The sequence below is a fragment of the Micromonospora avicenniae genome (assembly GCF_900156065.1).
Classification (GTDB): domain Bacteria; phylum Actinomycetota; class Actinomycetes; order Mycobacteriales; family Micromonosporaceae; genus Micromonospora; species Micromonospora avicenniae.
In genome coordinates this window covers 1-18,534 of record NZ_FTNF01000012.1, presented here as the reverse complement: position 1 = coordinate 18,534, position 18,534 = coordinate 1, and the positions used below count along the sequence as shown (strand labels likewise).

Genomic DNA, 18,534 nt, shown 5'->3' with positions numbered 1-18,534 from the left:
CGCCCACCAACGGCAGGCGGCGACGGGTGCTAGGCGGCCGCCGCAACGGGTACACCCAGGCCGTGGGCGACGAACGGACGACGACCCGGGTTCTGCTCGACCGCAGCGGGCACACGTACGCCGAGGAGGCCGGCATCCAACTCGCGGACCGGCCGGCGCCGCTGTACCAGCTGCTCGTGCTGGCCACCCTGCTGAGCACCCGGATCCGCGCGTCGGTGGCGGTGGCGGCCGCGCGGGAACTCTTCGCGGCCGGCTACCGCACCCCGCAGGCGATGGAGCGGGCGAGCTGGCAGCAGCGGGTCGACGCGCTCGGCCGGGGCCACTACCGCCGGTACGACGAGCGGACCGCCACGATGCTCGGCAATGCCGCGAAACTCTGCCTGGACCGCTGGCGCGGGGACCTGCGCCGGCTGCACCGCGAGGCGAACGGCCAGCAGGCGGCGCTGCGCCGCCTGCTCACCGAGTTCCCCGGCATCGGCCCGACCGGCGCGGACATCTTCCTGCGCGAGGCGCAGGCGGTCTGGGCGGAGCTGCGGCCGTTCGCCGACCGGCGGGCACTCGCCGGAGCGGAGCGGCTCGGACTGCCCAAATCGGCGGAGAAGCTGGCCGGGCTGGTCCGCGGCCCCGACTTCGGTCGGCTCGCCTCGGCCCTGGTGCGGGTGGCGTTGGACAAGGACTCCGCCGACGACGTCAACCGGGCGGTGCGCGCCCGGTGAGGCGTCCTACTTCGCCGCCGGTTTCGGCTTGGTGAGGTGCCACACCAGCAGCGAGGCCAGCAGCGCAAGCAGCACCAGCCCGCCGGTGAGCCCGCGACCCTCCTCCGGGTCCCGGCCCGCGGTGCCGAAATAGATCACCGCGAGCCCCGCGAGCACGGTCAGGAACGTCCGCAACCCTCGGTCCTTCACAACTCGGACGATACGGACGACATGCGGTGCGGGTCGGCGGAACAACACACCATTCCCCCGTCCGGGTCACGCAAGCGACAGACCGGCCGCTCAGTCGCTCTCCAGGTCGTCGAGGGAGATCGCGTGCGTCATCAGCCACCGCGCCAACGCCGACATCCCGAACAGCCACAGCGGCGCCGACTCCGTGGTGCCGTTGGTCGCGAAGATGGCGAACCGCAGATCCGGCGCCCGGTACGCCTCGATCCGCCACTTGTGCTGTCTGTCGCGCCAGACCGCGGAAGGGTCCATGGCGTCACCGTAGGTGACGGCCTGGCACCCGCACGGCGGGTTGACCCGCTCAACCCACGACGATCCGGGCGTCGTCGGGCAGGCGCCGGGTCGCGCCCCGGCGGTCCAGCAACTCCAACAGCGGCACCGCGACCCGGCGAGTGGTGTCCAGCGCCCGCCGCGCCGCGGAGAGGGTGAACGGCTGGGGCAGCCCGGCCAGCACGCGCACCGCGTCGTCAAGCACCTCGGGCAGCAGCACCACGTTCTCCGCCAGGCGCAGCAGGGCGCCCGCGCGCACCGCCGCTCCGATCTCCCGGGGCCCCAGCCCCAGGTCGGCAAGGCGGTCGGCCTCCGGCGCCTGGAACGGGCGGTGCCCGTACTCGTCACGGATACGCCGCACCGCCCGGGCCACCGGGTCCGGAAGCGCGTCGACGGCCGCCGCGGTGACCCGGCCGCCGAGCAGCCGCAGCGGCGGCCGGACCAGCGCCTCCACCAACACCCGGTCCGGCAGCATGAGCCGCTGCCGCAGCATCTCCACCGGCGCACCGGGCTCCAGCGGATGCTCCCGGCCGTGCCGGGCCACCTCCTCGGCCAACCGGGCGCCGAGCTGCCGCCAGTGCCCCGGGTCGGCCAGCCAGTCGCCGGCCACCGGGGCGACGTCGACCGGAACCCCCATGCGGATCAGGTCGGCGGCCCGGACCAGCCGGCGCCGGCCCAATTCCCCGGCCAGGTCAGCTCGGCCGTCCAACCCGGCCAGGACGTCCGCGCGGGCGCCGGCCGCACCCCGGCGGGTCAGCGCAGGGGGCGCCACGTCGAGCACTATCACGCCGCCGGCCACGTGGTGACGGCCCGGGTCGCGCAGCAACGCCCGGTCGCCGACGAGCAGCGGCAACGGCCGGGCCAGCCGCAACCGGGCCGTGTCCGCACCGAGCGGACGGACCCGGACCGGCACCGCGGCCGAGCCGACGTGCAGGGTGAGGGTGGCCGGCAGCTCCACCGCCGGATCGCCGGCGACGCGGACGTCCACCACCTCCGTGCGGTGGAACCGACCCGGACTGAGCAGGGCGTCACCGCGCGTCAACCGGTCCCGCGGGGTGCCACGCAGGTTTACCGCCACCCGGGCCACCGCGGTGACCTCGGACGTGGCCGATCCGAGCGTCTGCAGGCCGCGTACCCGCACCGACTCGCCGGTGCCGGCCAACTCCAACTCGTCACCGACCCGCAGGCGCCCCGCGCCCAGCGTGCCGGTGACCACCGTGCCGCTGCCCCGGATGGTGAAACTGCGGTCCACCCACAGCCGCACCGGGCCGTCACGGGCCGGGGCCGGCAGCCGTGCGGCGAGCCGGTCCAGCGCCGCGCGCAGCTCCGGCAGGCCGGCGCCGGTCAGAGCGCTGACCGCCACCGCCTCCACCGCCCCCAGCGTGGTCCCGGCGATCTGCGTGCGGGCCTGGGCCATCGCCGGATGCGGGTCAGCCAGGTCCGCGCGGGTCACCGCCAGCAGGCCGTACGACACACCCAGCGCGTGCAACGCCGCCAGGTGCTCCGCGGACTGCGGCATCCACCCCTCGTCGGCGGCCACCACGATCAACGCCGCCGGCGCCGGGCCGACCCCCGCGAGCATGTTCGGCACGAACCGCTCGTGCCCGGGCACGTCGACGAACGCGACGGTGCCACCGGAGGGCATCGTCGCCCAGGCGAACCCCAGGTCGATGGTCATACCCCGGCGGCGCTCCTCCGCCCACCGGTCGGGCTCCATTCCCGTCAGCGCCCGGACCAGCGTCGACTTGCCGTGGTCGACGTGCCCGGCGGTGGCCACCACCCACACGTCAGTCGTCTCCCGGCACGGCCAGCACCGCCGCGCGTACCGCCTCGTCGGCCTCCGGAGGCACGCAGCGCAGGTCCAGCAGCAGCCGCCCCCGGACGACCCGGCCGAGCACCGGCGGCTCGCCCGTACGCAGCGGCGCCGCGTACCGCTCGGGCAGGCTCAACGCCCACGACTCCAGCTCCACACCGGGGGCGCCACCGCCGCCGACCACCGCCACCGCCGGCACCACCTCGGCCTTCCGGCCGTCCGCGCCGAGCCGCTCACGCAGCCGCTCGACCCGCTCCCGCAGGGCACCAGGGTCGGCGTGCAGGGCAGCCCGGGTCGGTGTGTCGGGCCGGTGCAGGGTGGCCGCCAGCGCCGCCAGGGTGAGCTTGTCCACCCGCAACGCCCGGGCCAGCGGATGCCGGCGTAGCCGCTCGACCAGTTCGGCGTCGCCGAGCAGCAGACCGGCCTGCGGCCCGCCGAGCAGCTTGTCACCGCTCGCGGTCACCAGGTGCGCGCCCGCGCGCAGGGTGCTGGCCGCGTCCGGCTCGTCCGGCAGCAGCGGGTCCGGGACCAGCAGCCCCGAACCGATGTCGGCGACCACCGGCACACCGAGGCGCACCAGGTCGCGTACCCCGACGGCGGAGGTGAATCCGGTGACCCGGAAGTTCGACGGGTGCACCTTGAGCACAAAGCCGGTGCGCGGACCGACCGCGGCGGCGTAGTCGGCGACGGTGGTGCGGTTCGTGGTGCCCACCTCACGAAGCCGCGCACCCGTGCTGACCAGGAGGTCCGGCAGCCGGAAACCATCGCCGATCTCGACCAGCTCGCCGCGGCTGACCACGATCTCCCGGTCGCCGGCGAGCGCGGTCGCCGCGAGCACCAGCGCGGCGGCGCCGTTGTTCACCACATGCACCGCGGCCGCGCCCGGCACCGCGGCGGCCAGCCCGGCCAGCGCGTCACGACCCCGCCGCGCCCGCCGGCCGGTGGCGAGGTCCAGCTCCACGTCGGTGTGCCCGGCCGCCGCGACAAGTGCGTCGACGGCGGAGCGGGACAGCGCCGCCCGACCCAGGTTGGTGTGCAGGACGACGCCGGTGGCGTTGAGCACCGCCCGGGGCGCCGGCGCCGGCAACGCCGCGACGGCCACGTCACGCACCTCGTCGGGACGGATCTCACCGCGCCGGGCCCGGTCCTGCGCCGCGGTCACCGCGGCCTTCACCCGGTCGCGCCCGAGCACGGCCGTGGCGGCGGCCAGCCCCGGATCGGCGAGCAGAACGTCGGTGCGGGGCACACGTCGACGCGGGTCGGTCTGCCCTCCGCGCATCACGTCATCCCCCACAGTGGTTGGCGGAGACGGACGGGAATCGAACCCGCCTGGCCCGGGTCCCGGACCACACCGGTTTTGAAGACCGGGAGGGGCACCAGCCGCCTGAACGCCTCCACGGAGCATTTGACCACAAGGGCCGCACCGCCGTGCGCGGAGGTCGAAAAGTTCTCTCAGTCACCCGAACGGGTGGCGGCCTCTCGCTGGCGTTCCACCCGTTCCCGCTGCGGCACCACCGTGTACTTCGGATCGCGGGCCGAGGCCACCCCGGCGTAGAACACGCCGAAGCGTGCGGCCACCGAGCCGGCGAGCAGCGCGGCACCGGCGAGCGCCGACACGGCTCGGCTGCGACGTCCGACCACCGCGCCCACGGCTCCCGCCGCGGTGAGCACCCGGGCAGCGCGCATGAGCAGCCCCGGCCGGCCGATGTGGTACGGCTCGGAGACCAGCCCGAGCCGGGTCTCCACGCGGTGCGCCGCGGTGAGTTCCAAGGCCGCGCCGGCGACCGCCATCCGCCGGGCCGGCCCGGCCTGCGCGGCCGGGGCCGCGAGGAGCCCCACGCCGGCGCCACTGGCCAACGCGCTGCCCGCGAACAGGACGGGCAGATCGGGGTACGCCTCGTGCCACGACGGCACCGCCGTGTCGGCGAGCAGCACTCCGGTGTACGTGGCCAACGCCGGCGCGGTGGCCGCCGCCGCCAACCCGGCGACGTGACCGACCGGAGGCAGCACCCGGCGGGCCAGCCCGAGCACACCCCGCTCGGGCAGCAGGGGCGCCGCCTCGGCGACCGCGGCCACGCCGGCGGCCGGACCGAACGCGGCGAGGATCCAGGTGCCCATCGACATCGGCGAGGTCAGCTTCGCCACGCGGAGCATGCGGTGGAAGCGCGCCGGCCGGCCCAGATCGTGGATGAGGAAGTAGGTACTCGCGCTGACCGCGGCGAGCGCGGTGACCCGGCCCGCCTGCCGCAGCGCCGGGCGGCCGGTGAGCTGGCCGCCCGCCGCGAGCAGCGCCGACCCGGCCGCGAGGCCGCCCGTGAACAGGTACGCGGCGATGTCCCAGTGCCACACCGGCGGCTTGAGGACCGGACGACCGTAGTACGAGACGAACTCGGCCTCGGGGACGCGCAGCTCCTCGCCACCGCGACCCCCGCGCCGCGATCCGGGCGACCAGCCCCGGTCGTCCGGGCCGGCCCGACCTGCCGGGGTCGCCGCTCCGCCACCGGGCGCCGACTCCACGGCGCCGCCGTCCCGACCTGCGGCGACACCGTCGCGGAACCGGCGGAACCGGTCACCGACCGGCGGGTGCTCCGAACTCACGACGAACCTCCGACGAACGCGGCCACGGCGGCCGCCGCCATGACCAGGGCCGCCACACCGGCCCGCTTCCACATCTTCGGCAGGTCCCGGGTGGTGACCACCGGATCCGGCGGCAGCCCGTACACCTCCGGCTCGTCGAGCAGCAGGAAGAACGCGCCGTCGCCGCCCACTCCGTCGTTCGAGTCGTGACCGTACAGCCGCGCCTCCGGCACGCCCCGCTCGTGCAGGGTGGCGACCCGCGCGGCGGCCCGCTCCCGCAGCTCCTCCAGCGGCCCGTACTGGATCGACTCGGTCGGGCAGGCCTGCGCGCACGCCGGAGTCTTCCCCGCGCCGATCCGGTCGTAGCAGAGCGTGCACTTCCACGCCCGCCCGTCGTCCTTACGCTGGTCGATCACCCCGTACGGGCAGGCGGAAATGCAGTAACCGCAGCCGTTGCAGATGTCCTCCTGCACCACCACGGTGCCGAACTCGGTGCGGAACAGCGAACCGGTCGGGCAGACGTCCAGGCAGGCGGCGTGCGTGCAGTGCTTGCACACGTCGGACATCATCAGCCAGCGGAAGTCGGACCTGCTCTCCGCGCCGGTGGCCCGCCCCGGCGGTTGCGCCCCGGGCATGCCGAGGAACTCGGGCCCGGCGGACATCCGGGCCGCCGCCTCCGGCGACCCGGTCGGCACACCCGGTTCGGTGCCTACCGGGTCGGCGGTGGTCGCCCCCACCGCCGCCGACGACGGGCTGGTGGTGCCGCCGGTCGGGTTGCCGGCGAACGGCGGCGTACGGTGCCCGGCCGGCCGGGGTTGCTCGACGAAGGCGACATGCCGCCACGAGTTGGCGGTCAGCGCGCCCGTGTTGTCGTACGACATGCCGAGCAGGTCCAGGCCCGAGGTGGGCACGTCGTTCCACTCCTTGCACGCCACCTCGCACGCCTTGCAGCCGATGCAGACGCTGGTGTCGGTGAAGAAGCCCATCCGTGGCGGCGCGGCGGACCAGCCGGCCTCCGGTGCCGGGTCGAGTGGACCGGCGAGGCTGTTCGGGTCAGGAAGCATCGGGCGCCCCCGAGTCAGGCGGGGTGACCACCGGATCGTGCCGCTCCGGACCGATGCCGGCCCGCCGCCGGTAGTCCTCGACCATCTCGCGCAGGGCCACACCGGTGGGCCGACGGCCGGGCCGGATGTCGCAGGTGCCCACCTTGCTCTCCTGAATCAGTACGTTCGGGTCGAGGACGATCCCGAACAGGTCGTTGGCCGAGTCGCCGGTGACCATCCCCTCGAAGCCGAAGTGGTACGGCAGCCACACCTGATGGATGATCCGACCCTCCACGCGCAGCGGAGTGAGCCGGTCGGTGACCAGCACCTTCGCCTCGATCACCGCCCGGCCGCTGACCAGGTGCGCCCAACCCAGGTGCGTCAGCCCCACCTCGGCGGCCAGCTCCGGCGACACCTCCACGAACATCTCCGGCTGCAGCTCCGCCAACGGGCGCACCATCCGGCTCATCCCGCCCGCGGTGTGGTGCTCGGTGAGCCGGCTGACCGTGAACACGTACGGGAAGACGCGCCACTGCCCCTCCGGCGGACTCGGGTTCACCGAGTTGATCGGATGCGGGTACATCTTGCGGGCCGGGTTGGCCTGCTGCTGGTAGAGCGGGTTACGCATCGGTGACTCGACCGGCTCGTAGTGCGTCGGCAGCGGCCCGTCGACCACCCCGCTGGGCGCGTACAGCCAGGCCTTGCCGTCGGCCTGCATGACGAACGGGTCGTCACCGGCTATCCCCGCGGGACCGGACGTGCCGGGCTCCGGCCGGTACGACGGCGGCTTCGTCTTCTCGAAGTCCGGCACGTCGTAACCGGTCCACTCGCCCTTCTGCTCGTCCCACCAGATGTACTTCTTCCGCTCGCTCCACGGCCGCCCGTCAGGGTCGGCGGAGGCGCGGTTGTAGAGGGTGCGCCGGTTCGCCGGCCACGCCCAGCCCCACTCGCCGGCCACCCAGTTCTGCTCGTGCCTCGGCTTACGCCGGTTGGCCTGGTTCACCCCGTCGGCGTACACGCCGCTGTAGATCCAGCAGCCCATCGCGGTGGAGCCGTCGTCCTTCGCCTCGGTGAACCCGCCCAGGGGGCGGCCGGTGGCCACCTCGAACCCGTTGATCTCACGCAGCACCGCCTCGCCGCTCGGTTCGGCGAGCGGGCCGTGCGTCGGATAGTCCCAGGCCAGGTCGAGCAGCGCACGGTCGCGGGGCTTGTCCGAACCGGCCAGCTTCTCCCGCAGCTTGCGCCCCAGGTGGTAGAAGAACCACAGCTCGGAACGGGCGTCGCCCGGCGGATCCAGGGCCTTCTCGCGCCACTGCAGCAGCCGCTGCGTCTGGGTGAACGTGCCCTCCTTCTCCACGTGCGACGCGGCGGGCAGGAAGAACACCTCGGTGCGGCACTGCTCCGGCACGATCTCGCCGGACTCCACCTCAGGTCCGTTACGCCAGAACGTGGCGCTCTCGATCATGAACAGGTCACGGACCACGAGCCAGTCCAGGTTGGCCATGCCCAGCCGCTGCGCCCGTCCGTGCGCCGACCCGACAGCCGGGTTCTGCCCGAGCAGGAAGTACCCCTTCACCTTGCCGTCGATCATGTTCAGCACCTGCTGATAGGTGCCGTGATCGCCGGTCATCCGCGGCATGTAGCCGTAGCAGAAGTCGTTCTCCGGGGTCGCCGCGTCCCCCCAGTACGCCTTCAACAGGCTGGCGCAGTACGCCCGCGCGTTGGCCCAGAAGCCCTTCTGCCCCGGGTGGTGGATGCTCGCCGTCCACTCGTCGAACGTCCGGTGCTTGTCGTGCTGCGGCATCGGCAGGTAGCCCGGCAACAGGTTGAACAACGTCGGGATGTCGGTGGAGCCCTGGATGCTGGCATGCCCCCGCAACGCCATGATCCCACCGCCGGGGCGACCCATGTTGCCCAGCAGCGTCTGGATGATCGCGCCCGTACGGATGTACTGCACGCCGACACTGTGCTGCGTCCAACCCACCGAGTACACCAGTGCCCCGGTGCGTTCCCGTCCCGAGTTCTCCGTCCAGGCGCGGGCCAGTTCGAGGAACTTCTCCTGCGGAATACCGCAGACCCGCTCCACCATCTCGGGCGTGTAGCGGGCGTAGTGCCGCTTCAGGATCTGGTAGACGCAGCGCGGATGTTGCAACGACGCGTCCCGCAGGACCTGCCCCGGAATCGGCGCGCCGTGCGACTCGTGCCGCAGCCCCGCCGCGGTGTCCCGCTCGCTGGTGGTGTCCATGGAGCCGGAGTGGCCCTCCTGCCCCGCGTACTGCCAGCTGGTCTGGTCGTACGCGCCGGTCTCCGGATCGAAGCCGGAGAAGATGCCGTCGCCGTCCTCGGCGTCGACGAACTCCTCGCTGACGATCGTCGCCGCGTTGGTGTACGCGAGCACGTACTCCCGGAAGTCGAGCTCGTTCTCCAGGATGTAGCGCACCACACCACCGAGCAGCGCGATGTCCGTCCCCGCCCGGATCGGCAGGTACGTGTCGGCGAGCGCGCTGGTCCGGGTGAACCGCGGGTCGACGTGGAAGACCTTGGTGCCGCGAAGCTTGGCCTCCATCACCCACTGGAAGCCCACCGGGTGCGCCTCGGCCATGTTCGAGCCCTGGATGACGATGACGTCAGCGTTGGCGAGGTTCTGCTGGAAGTCCGTCGCGCCGCCGCGACCGAAGCTGGTCCCCAGACCGGGGACGGTGGCGGAGTGTCAAATGCGCGCCTGGTTCTCGATCTGGAGCGCCCCCATCGCCGTGAACAGCTTCTTGATGAGGTAGTTCTCCTCATTGTCCAGCGTCGCCCCGCCGAGACTGGAGATGCCCAGCGTGCGGTTGAGCGGCCGGCCCTCGGCGTCCACGTCCTCCCAGGTCTCGTCACGTGCGGCGAGCACCCGGTCGGCGATCATGTCGAGCGCGACGTCGAGATCCAGGTCCTCCCACTCCGTCGCGTACGGCCGGCGGTAACGGACCTTCGTCTGCCGCAACGGGCTGTTCACGAGGCTCTTGCTGGCAGCGCCCTTCGGGCAGAGCCGGCCCCGGGAGATCGGGCTGTCCCAGTCGCCCTCGATCTGGGTGACCTGCCCATCCTTGACGTACACCCGCTGACCGCAGCCGACGGCGCAGTAGGGGCAGACCGAACGCGCCATACTGTCGGCCGTCTCCGTGCGGGCCGTCAGCTCCGCCGAACGGGCCGACTGCGCCGCCGCGCCGCGGCCCAACGGATCAGTGCCGGTGAGCTGCCGGTAGACCGGCCAACCCTCGATGAAGGTCCGGATACCCACTGCGACACCCCCTTCCGAAAGCCGACGCCGACCCCATGAACATAAGCCAGCCGACGCCTCGGTGCGACCCGAGTCCGCGTTTCACCCTCATCCGGAGTCGAGGCACGAAACGCCCGCGGAGGCGGACGCTACTACCAAGATCCGCGACAGCGGGGCGGCAACGCCCGCCGGTCGGGTTACCCTGACAACATGCAGGGCGCCTCCCCCACCGCGACCGGCGTGGCCCACCTGGCCCGCCCCGGCCGCCCTGCCGTCGTCGCACGCACCCTCACCGAGCTGACCGGCCCCACCCGCGGCGTCGTCGAGCTACCGGTACGCCTGATGTGGAACGCCGAGCGCACCTTCGACCTCGGCGACCCCGACCAACTGCTCTGGCTCTACGAGAACGTGCTGCGCGAGACCACCCGCACCGAGGATCTCCGTCGACTCGTCGACGGCCGCACCCTGCGCCGGGTGTGGCGCCTGCTCAACCTCCCCCGCGCCGTACGGCAGGCGTGGGAGAGCCGCCACCACGCCCTACGCACCGCGTGAGCACCCCACACCTGCACGACTTCTACCGCGAGGTGGCCCGGGTGGCGCTCACCGCCGCGGGCCCGCACCGGTTCGTCCTCGGTGGCGGGGTGGCCTGGGCCGCCCACGGGCTGGTCGCCCGCCCCACCGAGGACGTGGACCTCTTCGCCGACGTCGAAGGCGCCGCCGCCGCGGCCGCCACCGGCGTGCGTACCGCCCTGGAGCAGGCCGGCTTCGCCGTCGACGACGCCGACCCCGACAGCGACCTCGGCGACCTGTTCGAGGGCTACGGCCGGGACATGAAGGACTTCGTGGTGAGCCGCGACGGCCGGCAGATCCGGCTGAGCCTGGCGCGCCTCGACCGCCATCGCAGCCCGGTGGTCATGGATCTCGGCCCGGTGATGGACGTACGCGACCTGATGGCCAACAAGATCGCCGCGCTGGTAAACCGGCGGGAGGTCCGCGACTACATCGACGTCTCGGCCGCCCTCAAGCACTACGACGTACCGGAGCTGCTCGAACTCGCCCGGCAGGTCGACCCGGCGCTGGACCCGGACGACGTCCGCGCCGCCGGCCGCTACCTCGACCGCATCCCCGAACAGCGGTTCGCCCGCTACGGACTCGACGCCACGGCGGTCGCCCGGGTCCGCGACCGGCTCGCCGCGTGGCCCCGCTGAACGGGACACCCGTCACGTGATCGGGCGCCCCCCGGTCACGCCGAGGACCTCCCCCGTCACGAAACTCGACTCCTGGGCGGCGAAGAAGACGTACGCGGGTGCCAGCTCGGCCGGCTGCCCCGGCCGCCCGATCGGAGAGTTCTGGCCGAACGACTCCACCGCGCCCTCGGGCATGGTCGCCGGGATCAGCGGCGTCCAGACCGCGCCCGGCGCGACCGCGTTCACCCGGATGCCCCGATCGGCCAGGTCAGCGGCGAGCGCCTTGGTGAAGTTCGCGATCCCCGCCTTGGTCGTCGCGTAGTCGAGCAGCTGCGGCGACGGCTCGTACGCCTGGATCGAGGAGGTGTTTATGATCACCGAGCCCTCGGACAGGTGCGGGACCGCGGCCTTGCAGAGCCAGAACAGCGCGTACAGGTTGGTCTTCATCACCCGGTCGAACTGTTCGCTGCTGACGCCGAGAATCCCCTTGTCCTGCGACATCTGGTAGCCCGCTACGTTCACCAGGAGGTCCAGGCCGCCGAGGTCGGCCACCGCCCGCTCCACCAGCGCCCGGCAGTGCCGCTCGTCGGTGATGTCACCCCGTACGGCCACCCCGCGACGCCCCGCCTCCTCGACCAGGCGGACGGTGTCCCGGGCGTCGGCGTCCTCCTCCGCGCCGAGGTACGAGATCAGCACGTCGGCGCCCTCCCGGGCGAACGCGATCGCGACCGCCTTGCCGATGCCCGAGTCGCCGCCGGTGATCAGGGCCCGTTTGCCGGCGAGCCGGTCGCTGCCCCGGTACGACTGCTCACCGTGATCCGGGCGCGGGACCATGCCGGCGGTTGCCCCCGGTGGCGTCTGCTGCTGCTTCGGCTGCCCCGACCGCTGCCCGTACTGGCTGGCCGGGTCCTGCCGGGTGTACTGGTCCTCACTCATGGACGTCTCCTCGCGTACCTGGTCGGAACCGGTCCGCGAAGTCCCTACCCCCGGCGCCGATACGGAAACGACGCTCGCCGTTGCCGTCAGGGGTCGTTGTGACAGGAGTGAAGAGCTCTGGTTATGGTGCGCTCGGCGCCGATCATGCGCGCCCCCTCCGATGGAAAGGCACGTCATGACCTCTCCCTCCGGCCCCTCGCGCCGGCAGGTGCTCGCCGCCGCGGCCGCGGCGGCTGCCGCTCCGCTGATCGCCGCCACGCCCGCCCGGGCCGCTGGGGCGTCTCACCCGCGCACCTGGGACCTCACGCTGCTGGGCACCTCGGACACCCACGGAAACGTCTACAACTGGGACTACTACCGCGACGCGGAGTACGACGACAGCAAGCAGAACGACGTCGGCGTCGCGAAGCTCGCCACCCTGATCAACCAGATCCGGGCCGAGCGGCGCGGCAAGGCCACCCTGGTGCTCGACGCCGGCGACACCATCCAGGGCACCCCGCTCGCCACGTTCTACGCCAAGCAGGAGCCGATCACCAGCACGGGCGAGAAGCACCCGATGGCGCGTGCGATGAACATCATCGACTACGACGCCGTGACGCTGGGCAACCACGAGTTCAACTACGGCCTGCCCCTGCTGGATCTGTGGATCCGCCAGCTCGGCTTCCCGGCCCTGGCCGCCAACGCCGTCAACGCGAAGACCGGTAAGCCCGCCTTCACGCCGTACGTGATCAAGAAGGTCTCCCTGGGCTTCGCCGCGCCGGCGCTGCGGGTCGGCATCCTCGGCCTCACCAACCCCGGCGTGGCCATCTGGGACCGGGGCAACGTCGAGGGCAGGCTGCGCTTCGACGACATGATCGCCACGGCGGCGAAGTACGTCCCGATCATGCGCCAGCGCGGCGCCGACATCATCCTGGTCTCGGCGCACGGCGGTGACAGCGGCACCTCCAGCTACGGCCCGGAACTGCCGAACGAGAACCCGGTAGCCCTGATCGCCGAGCAGGTGCCGGGCATCGACGCGATCCTGTTCGGGCACGCCCACAACGAGATCGTCGAGCGGTTCGTGACCAACAAGCAGACCGGCCAGCAGGTCCTGCTCTCCGAGCCCTCCAAGTGGGGTCAGCGCCTGACCCGCATGGACTTCACCCTGACCCGTGAGCGCGGGCGGTGGACCATCACCACCAAGTCCGCCACGATGTTGAACACCAACACCGTGGTGGAGGACCCGAAGATCCTCGCCGCGGTGCGGGCCCAGCACCAGAAGACCGTGGCGTACGTCAACCAGGTCGTGGCGCAGGCCACCGTGGAGATGTCCGCCGTCGAGTCGCGGTACAAGGACACCCCGATCCTCGACTTCATCAACCACGTCCAGGCCGAGACGGTCACCAAGGCGCTGGCCGGCACCCAGTACGCCGACCTGCCGGTGCTGTCCCAGGCCTCGCCGTTCAGCCGCACCGCGATCTTCCCGGCCGGTGACGTGAAGATCCGTGACGTGGCGGGTCTCTACGTGTTCGACAACACCCTCGAGGCGGTCGTGCTCAGCGGCGCCGAGGTGCGCGCGTACCTGGAGTACTCGGCGAAGTACTTCAACACCCTCGCGCCGGGCGCCCCGGTCGACCCCGAGCAGATCAGCGACCCGTCGGTGCCGGACTACAACTACGACGCCCTCTCCGGCGTCGAGTACGACATCGACATCGCCAAGCCGGTGGGCCAGCGGATCACCCGTCTCGTGCTGGCCGGCACGGACACCCCGGTGGCGGACGACGCCCAGTTCGTCGTGGCGGTGAACAACTACCGGCGCAGCGGCGGCGGCAACTTCCCCGGCATCGTCAAGACGCAGGTCTACAACGAGCAGCAGGAGATCCGCCAGCTGCTCATCGACTGGGCACAGGCGAAGGGCACGATCGACCCGGCTGACTTCTTCCAGCCGAACTGGCGCCTCGTACGCGAGGGCGTGCCGGTGTTCTGACCGCACACGTAGTGACGGGCCGCGGGCGCAGTTGCCCGCGGCCCGTTCGCGTTCCTGGTGCTCCGGTCCGGGCGGCTCAGGCGCCGTGCCGCAGGTCCCAGCTCTGCGAGGGTGTGCCTGGCGCGCCACGGCCCGGATCGGTCTCGGTCAGCTCCACCCGGTCCTCCGGACGTACCGCGGGTGGCAGCTCGCCGAACCGGACGTGTCGCAGGAAGGCGTAGTCGTCGTCGGTGAACCGTGGTTCCTCTCGAGCGTCGCTCATCGGCCACCCCCTTCGGCGAATCCATTCTCACCCCGGTTTCGCGCCGGCGCGCTTCGGCCGTTCGTCCGAGGCCTGTCGGCGATGGCCTGGTCGATATCCGCCGGACACGTCACACCGCGTATGGCTTCCTAGGATCCTGGGTGGTATGGACGGACAGTTGGGCCCTACCGCGTTACGGATCATCTACATCGGCGAGCTGCCCGGCGAGCGGCACTGCCACCCGCTCCGGGCGAGCGGTCAGGACGTCGAGACGGCGCGACGCCGGGACGCGGGAATCCGGTCCAGCACGGCCAGCACCGCACGCACCTCGGGCCGGGCCAGCGTCTTGTCGAAGCTCGCCCGGCCCTGACAGAACCGCACGAACATCCGCCAGCCCGGAGGCGTGGCCACCAGCGCGTGGAAGATCTCCGGCCGGCGCGCGAAGAGGTCGAGCAGCCGGTAACCAGCCCGCATCGACGGCACCAACTGCTCGCCGACCGCTCGTTCGTAGCCGGCCAGGTCCCCCTCGGCGACCGCCGTCCCGGCCAGCGCGCCCGAGCGCAGCGCGAAGCTGATCCCCTCCCGGCTCCACGGTTCGAGCAGGCCCGCGGCGTCCCCGACGACCAGTACCCGGCCCTGGCGCAGCGGGGAATCGTCCGCTCGGCAGCGGGTCAGGTGCCCGGAGTCGTGCGCCGCCGGCGCGTCGGCCAGGCCGAGCCGCTCCACGAAGCTCCGCAGGTACTCCCGGGTCCGCTCCCCCTCGCCCCGCCCCGCGATCACCCCGACCGTCAGCCGGTCATCCTTCGGGAACACCCAGGCGTACGACCCGGGCAACGGGCCCCAGTCGAGCAGGACCCGCCCCCGCCAGCGTTCCTGCTGCTCCGGCGACACCTCCAACTCCAGCTCCAGCCCCAGGTCCACCTGCCGGTACCGCACGCCGACGTGCCGGGCGGTCACACCGGAGGAGCCGTCCGCCCCGATCACCGTCCGGGCCCGCACGGTCGTCCCGTCGGCCAGCCGCAGGCGTACGCCATCCGGGTCCTGTTCGACGGCACGGACCGCGGCGCGTTCGCGCACCTCCGCCCCGGCCGCCACCGCGGCCGCGCGGAGCCGGTCGTCGAACTCCTCCCGGCGCACCATCGTCACCAGGGGTGAGCGGTGCCGGCGGGTGAAACCGCGTCGCCCGTCCCAGGTGAACGTCACCCGATCCACCCGGTCGTGCGCGGGCACCTCGATCCGATCCCGCACCGCCGCCAGCGACGTGCCGATGAGGCCGCCACCGCAAGTCTTGTAACGCGGGTGTTCGGCCCGCTCGAGAACCAGGGTTCGTACGCCGGCGCGAGCCGCGGCGTACGCGGCGGAGAGCCCGGCGGGGCCGGCGCCGACGACGGCGAGATCCCAAACGATCACGGGAGCAGCCTAGGGCACGGACCGGCCGTCGGAGCCGGAGGCAGGGCCGCGGCGAGCCGCGATCGCCCCTCGATCGGGTGGGCATCTTCGCCCACTCAAGGGGTAACCGCGCAGCGCAACCGCCTGCACGGAGGCGGACGCGAGCACGAGGAGGAAGCGATGCAGCGGGTGCAACTGTCGGACGTCGAGGAACGGGTGTACCAGGCGGTCACCGCGCTGGAGGCCCGTGGCCAGGTACCGTACCCCGACATGATCGCCGAGGAGTCCGGGCTGACCGCGGAGCAGTTGCAGGCGCCGCTGCACCTGTTGACCGAGAAGGGTCTGCTGCACCGGGAGGACTCGCCGATGGCCGGGCTGGACTTCGGCCCCAGGTTCTGCGCGCGTCAGATGGCGTGACCGGGAGGCGTCACGCGACGATTCGTCCCACGGTGGCCGGGGTAGCGGTCATGAATGCGTGATCGACGCCAACGGGGGGCACGATGAGCACGGCGGGCAGCCAAACGGCCGACGTCGACCCTGCGGAGAACCGGCGACGCTGGCAGGCTCTCGGCGTCGGCCTCGTAGCGGCCTTCATGACACTGCTCGACGTCAGTATCGTCAACGTGGCCATCCCCTCGCTGGACCAGGCGCTGCACGCCTCGCCCAGCGATTTGCAGTGGGTGCTCTCCGGCTACGCGCTCACCTTCGGTCTGGCGCTCGTGCCCGCGGGCCGGTTCGGCGACGCCCGCGGGCGGCGCAACGCGTTCGTCTTCGGGATCGCGTTGTTCACCATCACCAGCGCCCTCGCCGGCCTGGCCCCTTCCCCCACCTGGCTGGTCATCGCCCGACTTCTCCAGGGCGCCGCGGCGGGCATCGTCAACCCTCAGGTCACCGGCGTGATCCAGGAACTGTTCCGCGGTCCCGAACGGGCCCGGCCGTTCGGGCTGCTCGGCGCGACCATCGGTGTTTCCACCGCCGTCGGGCCACTGCTCGGCGGCCTGCTCATCGCGCTCGGCGGCCAGGAACACGGCTGGCGGTACGTCTTCTTCGTCAACGTGCCGGTAGGCGTCATCGCCGTGATCCTCGGCTGGCGGCTCCTGCCCGGCCGGCAGAAGGGGCACACGGACCGGCATCGCCTCGACCCGGTGGGGGTGATCCTGCTCGGCGTCGGCGTACTGCTGGTGCTCCTGCCGCTCGTACAGGAACAACAGTGGCGTACCCCGTGGAAGTGGGCGCTGATCCCCGCCGGCCTGCTGGTCCTGCTCGCCTTCGCCGTCTGGGAGCACCGGTACGCCCGGACCCGGCAGCCGCTGTTCGACCTGCGGCTGTTCAAGCTCCGGTCGTACACCCTCGGATCGCTGATCGCCCTGATCTACTTCGGTGGGTTCACCGCGATCTTCTTCATCTTCACGCTCTTCCTGCAGAACGGGCACGGCTACAGCGCCCTCGTCGCCGGCCTGGCCGTCACCCCGTTCGCGCTCGGCTCGGCGGCGGCCTCGGCGGCCGGCGGCCGGTTGGTCAACCGGACCGGCCGCCCGCTGGTCGCGGCCGGGCTGCTCGCCGTCGTGGTCGGCCTCGCCGCGACGTGGCTGGCGCTGCGCGAGTTCCCGCACGCCCCGGCGCCCTGGGTCACCGCGGGCCCACTGCTGCTCGCCGGGATCGGCAGCGGCCTGGTGATCGCACCCAACCAGACGCTCACCCTCTCCCAGGTGCCCGTGCCCCAGGCCGGCAGCGGAGCGGGCATGCTCCAGACCGGACAGCGAATCGGATCGGCCGCCGGTATCGCGGCTGTCGGCTCGGCCTTCTTCGCCTCGCTGGCCAGCTCGAACGGCGACTTCACCGCAGCGTTCGAACACTCACTCGTGGTCGCTACCGTGATCATCGCGCTGGCGCTGATCGCCGCGCTGATCGACATCGTCGTCAGCCGTCGCCACGATCAATGAGCCGTCCCGGCGCCATCCGGCTTTCTCCTGCCGGGGCGGCCGCAGATCGTGCTGCTCGATGACCGCAGGCGTGGCCTGGCCGAGTCAGCCCGCGGATCGCTCGGCGGAGGCGATCCGGTCGTGCACCTTGGCCGCGCAGCGGTCGAGCACCGTACGGGCATCGAGGCCGAGACTCTCGATGGCGACCAGCGCGGTGAACGCGACGTCGGCGAGTTCGGCGGCGACCTCGTCCCGGGTGTGCGTGACACCCTTGCGGGGGTTCTGCCCGAGCAGCCCGATCCACGCCCCCGCCACCTCCCCGGCCTCCTCGGTGAGTTTGAGGACGCGGCAGGTCAGCTCCGCGTCCCCGGTGCCGTTGGCCGCGTCCAACCAGGCACGGAAGGAACGCGCCGTGGCCCAGACCTGACCGTCGCCCGCGAACGGGTCGGACCGTGCGGGCGACTCGGAGGCGGCGAGGTGCTCCGCCGGGGGCGCGTCGACCATCGCCGAGCGCTTGCCGGCCGCGGAGCGGACGCCGGGCGAAGAGCTACTCGCCGCCGCGGAGGCACCCATCGTCAGAGGAAGGTCGCTGGCCGAGGCGGCGGGCGAGTTCGGGTATGCGTTCACGGGCTCAGTGAACCGGACGGCCGGCGGCGGTCACGCCTGGGGGCGGCGAACCCCGGGCGCGGACCGGCCCGGTACGTCGAGCGGTCGGCTACGCCCGGCGTTGCGCGCCCGGCCCGGATATGCCGTTGGCCGGCACCCGGGTTCGGGTGCCGGCCAGCGGTTCACGCTCGTGCTCGTGTGCTTGTGTGGTTGTCAGCTGTTCCAGTAGTGGGCGACGAGGTCGGCGGCCTGCTGTTCCCACTGGGCGTAGGCGTCCGGGTAGGCCGACACCTGCACGGTCTGGGCGGCCTGGGTCAGCGGCATGTCGTGCCAGCCGTCGACCTGCTTCAAACCCTTCAGGAACGCGGTGGTGGCGTACTGCGG

General features: G+C 72.5%; 17 protein-coding genes and 1 tRNA gene. 6 read left to right on the top strand and 12 right to left on the bottom strand.

Annotated features, from left to right (window positions below; translation table 11 throughout):
• Positions 1 to 62: 62 nt before the first annotated feature.
• Complete coding sequence (locus BXA10_RS18750) at positions 63 to 716, top strand: hypothetical protein (RefSeq protein ID WP_139338047.1); 654 nt, start codon at positions 63 to 65, stop codon at positions 714 to 716.
• Between the two features lie 6 nt (positions 717 to 722).
• Here BXA10_RS18750 and BXA10_RS18745 read toward each other — a convergent pair whose 3' ends face one another.
• The 8 genes from BXA10_RS18745 to fdh form a co-directional block, all read right to left on the bottom strand.
• Positions 723 to 905 (bottom strand): hypothetical protein, encoded by a 183-nt coding sequence (locus BXA10_RS18745; RefSeq protein ID WP_084753004.1) that lies wholly within the window; start codon positions 903 to 905, stop codon positions 723 to 725.
• A 90-nt stretch (positions 906 to 995) separates the two neighbouring features.
• Positions 996 to 1,193: a hypothetical protein gene (locus BXA10_RS18740; RefSeq protein ID WP_076471704.1), complete on the bottom strand. Its 198-nt coding sequence runs from the start codon at positions 1,191 to 1,193 to the stop codon at positions 996 to 998.
• Positions 1,194 to 1,242: 49 nt separating this feature from the next.
• Positions 1,243 to 2,997 (bottom strand): selenocysteine-specific translation elongation factor, encoded by a 1,755-nt coding sequence (gene selB, locus BXA10_RS18735; RefSeq protein WP_076471703.1) that lies wholly within the window; start codon positions 2,995 to 2,997, stop codon positions 1,243 to 1,245.
• Between the two features lies 1 nt (position 2,998).
• Positions 2,999 to 4,303: an L-seryl-tRNA(Sec) selenium transferase gene (selA, locus tag BXA10_RS18730; RefSeq protein ID WP_076471702.1), complete on the bottom strand. Its 1,305-nt coding sequence runs from the start codon at positions 4,301 to 4,303 to the stop codon at positions 2,999 to 3,001.
• 21 nt (positions 4,304 to 4,324) lie between these two features.
• Positions 4,325 to 4,420 (bottom strand) — tRNA-Sec (locus tag BXA10_RS31555).
• A 56-nt stretch (positions 4,421 to 4,476) separates the two neighbouring features.
• Positions 4,477 to 5,622: an NrfD/PsrC family molybdoenzyme membrane anchor subunit gene (nrfD, locus tag BXA10_RS18725; protein WP_076471701.1), complete on the bottom strand. Its 1,146-nt coding sequence runs from the start codon at positions 5,620 to 5,622 to the stop codon at positions 4,477 to 4,479.
• The gene (locus tag BXA10_RS18720; RefSeq protein ID WP_076471700.1) at positions 5,619 to 6,665 is read right to left on the bottom strand and encodes a 4Fe-4S dicluster domain-containing protein; all 1,047 of its coding nucleotides are present in this window, start codon (positions 6,663 to 6,665) and stop codon (positions 5,619 to 5,621) included. The genes nrfD and BXA10_RS18720 overlap by 4 nt, the downstream gene beginning before the upstream one ends.
• Positions 6,655 to 9,924 carry a formate dehydrogenase gene (gene fdh / locus BXA10_RS18715; RefSeq protein ID WP_245828310.1) on the bottom strand — a complete coding sequence of 1,090 codons (3,270 nt, stop codon included), beginning with the start codon at positions 9,922 to 9,924 and terminating at the stop codon, positions 6,655 to 6,657. Before fdh ends, BXA10_RS18720 begins: the two co-directional genes overlap by 11 nt.
• A 189-nt stretch (positions 9,925 to 10,113) precedes the next feature.
• On the opposite strand from fdh, the gene BXA10_RS18705 reads away from it, so the two are divergent.
• Together BXA10_RS18705 and BXA10_RS18700 are read left to right on the top strand one after the other, a co-directional pair.
• Positions 10,114 to 10,455, top strand: a complete 342-nt coding sequence (locus tag BXA10_RS18705) for a hypothetical protein (RefSeq protein WP_076471697.1) — start codon at positions 10,114 to 10,116, stop codon at positions 10,453 to 10,455.
• Positions 10,452 to 11,111 (top strand): nucleotidyl transferase AbiEii/AbiGii toxin family protein, encoded by a 660-nt coding sequence (locus BXA10_RS18700; protein ID WP_076471696.1) that lies wholly within the window; start codon positions 10,452 to 10,454, stop codon positions 11,109 to 11,111. Before BXA10_RS18705 ends, BXA10_RS18700 begins: the two co-directional genes overlap by 4 nt.
• A gap of 12 nt (positions 11,112 to 11,123) precedes the next feature.
• On the opposite strand, the gene BXA10_RS18695 is transcribed toward BXA10_RS18700, so the two are convergent.
• Positions 11,124 to 12,026, bottom strand: coding sequence for a glucose 1-dehydrogenase (locus BXA10_RS18695; RefSeq protein WP_076471695.1), 903 nt, complete (start codon positions 12,024 to 12,026; stop codon positions 11,124 to 11,126).
• 175 nt (positions 12,027 to 12,201) lie between these two features.
• Between BXA10_RS18695 and BXA10_RS18690 the strand changes: the two genes are divergently transcribed.
• Positions 12,202 to 13,992: a bifunctional metallophosphatase/5'-nucleotidase gene (locus BXA10_RS18690; RefSeq protein ID WP_076471694.1), complete on the top strand. Its 1,791-nt coding sequence runs from the start codon at positions 12,202 to 12,204 to the stop codon at positions 13,990 to 13,992.
• 76 nt (positions 13,993 to 14,068) lie between these two features.
• Here the strand turns inward: BXA10_RS18690 and BXA10_RS18685 are convergent, their stop codons facing one another.
• Complete coding sequence (locus BXA10_RS18685) at positions 14,069 to 14,254, bottom strand: hypothetical protein (RefSeq protein WP_076471693.1); 186 nt, start codon at positions 14,252 to 14,254, stop codon at positions 14,069 to 14,071.
• A gap of 237 nt (positions 14,255 to 14,491) precedes the next feature.
• The gene (locus tag BXA10_RS18680; protein ID WP_076471692.1) at positions 14,492 to 15,643 is read right to left on the bottom strand and encodes a geranylgeranyl reductase family protein; all 1,152 of its coding nucleotides are present in this window, start codon (positions 15,641 to 15,643) and stop codon (positions 14,492 to 14,494) included.
• Positions 15,644 to 15,802: 159 nt separating this feature from the next.
• On the opposite strand from BXA10_RS18680, the gene BXA10_RS18675 reads away from it, so the two are divergent.
• Positions 15,803 to 16,039 (top strand): hypothetical protein, encoded by a 237-nt coding sequence (locus tag BXA10_RS18675; protein WP_076471691.1) that lies wholly within the window; start codon positions 15,803 to 15,805, stop codon positions 16,037 to 16,039.
• 83 nt (positions 16,040 to 16,122) lie between these two features.
• The gene (locus BXA10_RS18670; protein WP_076471690.1) at positions 16,123 to 17,565 is read left to right on the top strand and encodes an MFS transporter; all 1,443 of its coding nucleotides are present in this window, start codon (positions 16,123 to 16,125) and stop codon (positions 17,563 to 17,565) included.
• Between the two features lie 84 nt (positions 17,566 to 17,649).
• On the opposite strand, the gene BXA10_RS32730 is transcribed toward BXA10_RS18670, so the two are convergent.
• On the bottom strand, positions 17,650 to 18,171 hold the full coding sequence (locus BXA10_RS32730; protein WP_245828309.1) for a MazG-like family protein: 522 nt from the start codon (positions 18,169 to 18,171) through the stop codon (positions 17,650 to 17,652).
• Between the last annotated feature and the right edge of the window lie 363 nt (positions 18,172 to 18,534).

What these genes read in the sequence shown, in the direction of transcription:
- BXA10_RS18695 (WP_076471695.1), bottom strand. Translation starts at nt 12,026, where the DNA reads ATGAGTGAGGACCAGTACACCCGGCAGGACCCGGCCAGCCAGTACGGG.
- BXA10_RS18675 (WP_076471691.1), top strand. Translation starts at nt 15,803, where the DNA reads ATGCAGCGGGTGCAACTGTCGGACGTCGAGGAACGGGTGTACCAGGCG.
- BXA10_RS18670 (WP_076471690.1), top strand. Translation starts at nt 16,123, where the DNA reads ATGAGCACGGCGGGCAGCCAAACGGCCGACGTCGACCCTGCGGAGAAC.
- BXA10_RS18720 (WP_076471700.1), bottom strand. Translation starts at nt 6,665, where the DNA reads ATGCTTCCTGACCCGAACAGCCTCGCCGGTCCACTCGACCCGGCACCG.
- BXA10_RS18690 (WP_076471694.1), top strand. Translation starts at nt 12,202, where the DNA reads ATGACCTCTCCCTCCGGCCCCTCGCGCCGGCAGGTGCTCGCCGCCGCG.
- BXA10_RS18705 (WP_076471697.1), top strand. Translation starts at nt 10,114, where the DNA reads ATGCAGGGCGCCTCCCCCACCGCGACCGGCGTGGCCCACCTGGCCCGC.
- BXA10_RS18685 (WP_076471693.1), bottom strand. Translation starts at nt 14,254, where the DNA reads ATGAGCGACGCTCGAGAGGAACCACGGTTCACCGACGACGACTACGCC.
- BXA10_RS18740 (WP_076471704.1), bottom strand. Translation starts at nt 1,193, where the DNA reads ATGGACCCTTCCGCGGTCTGGCGCGACAGACAGCACAAGTGGCGGATC.
- selA (WP_076471702.1), bottom strand. Translation starts at nt 4,303, where the DNA reads ATGCGCGGAGGGCAGACCGACCCGCGTCGACGTGTGCCCCGCACCGAC.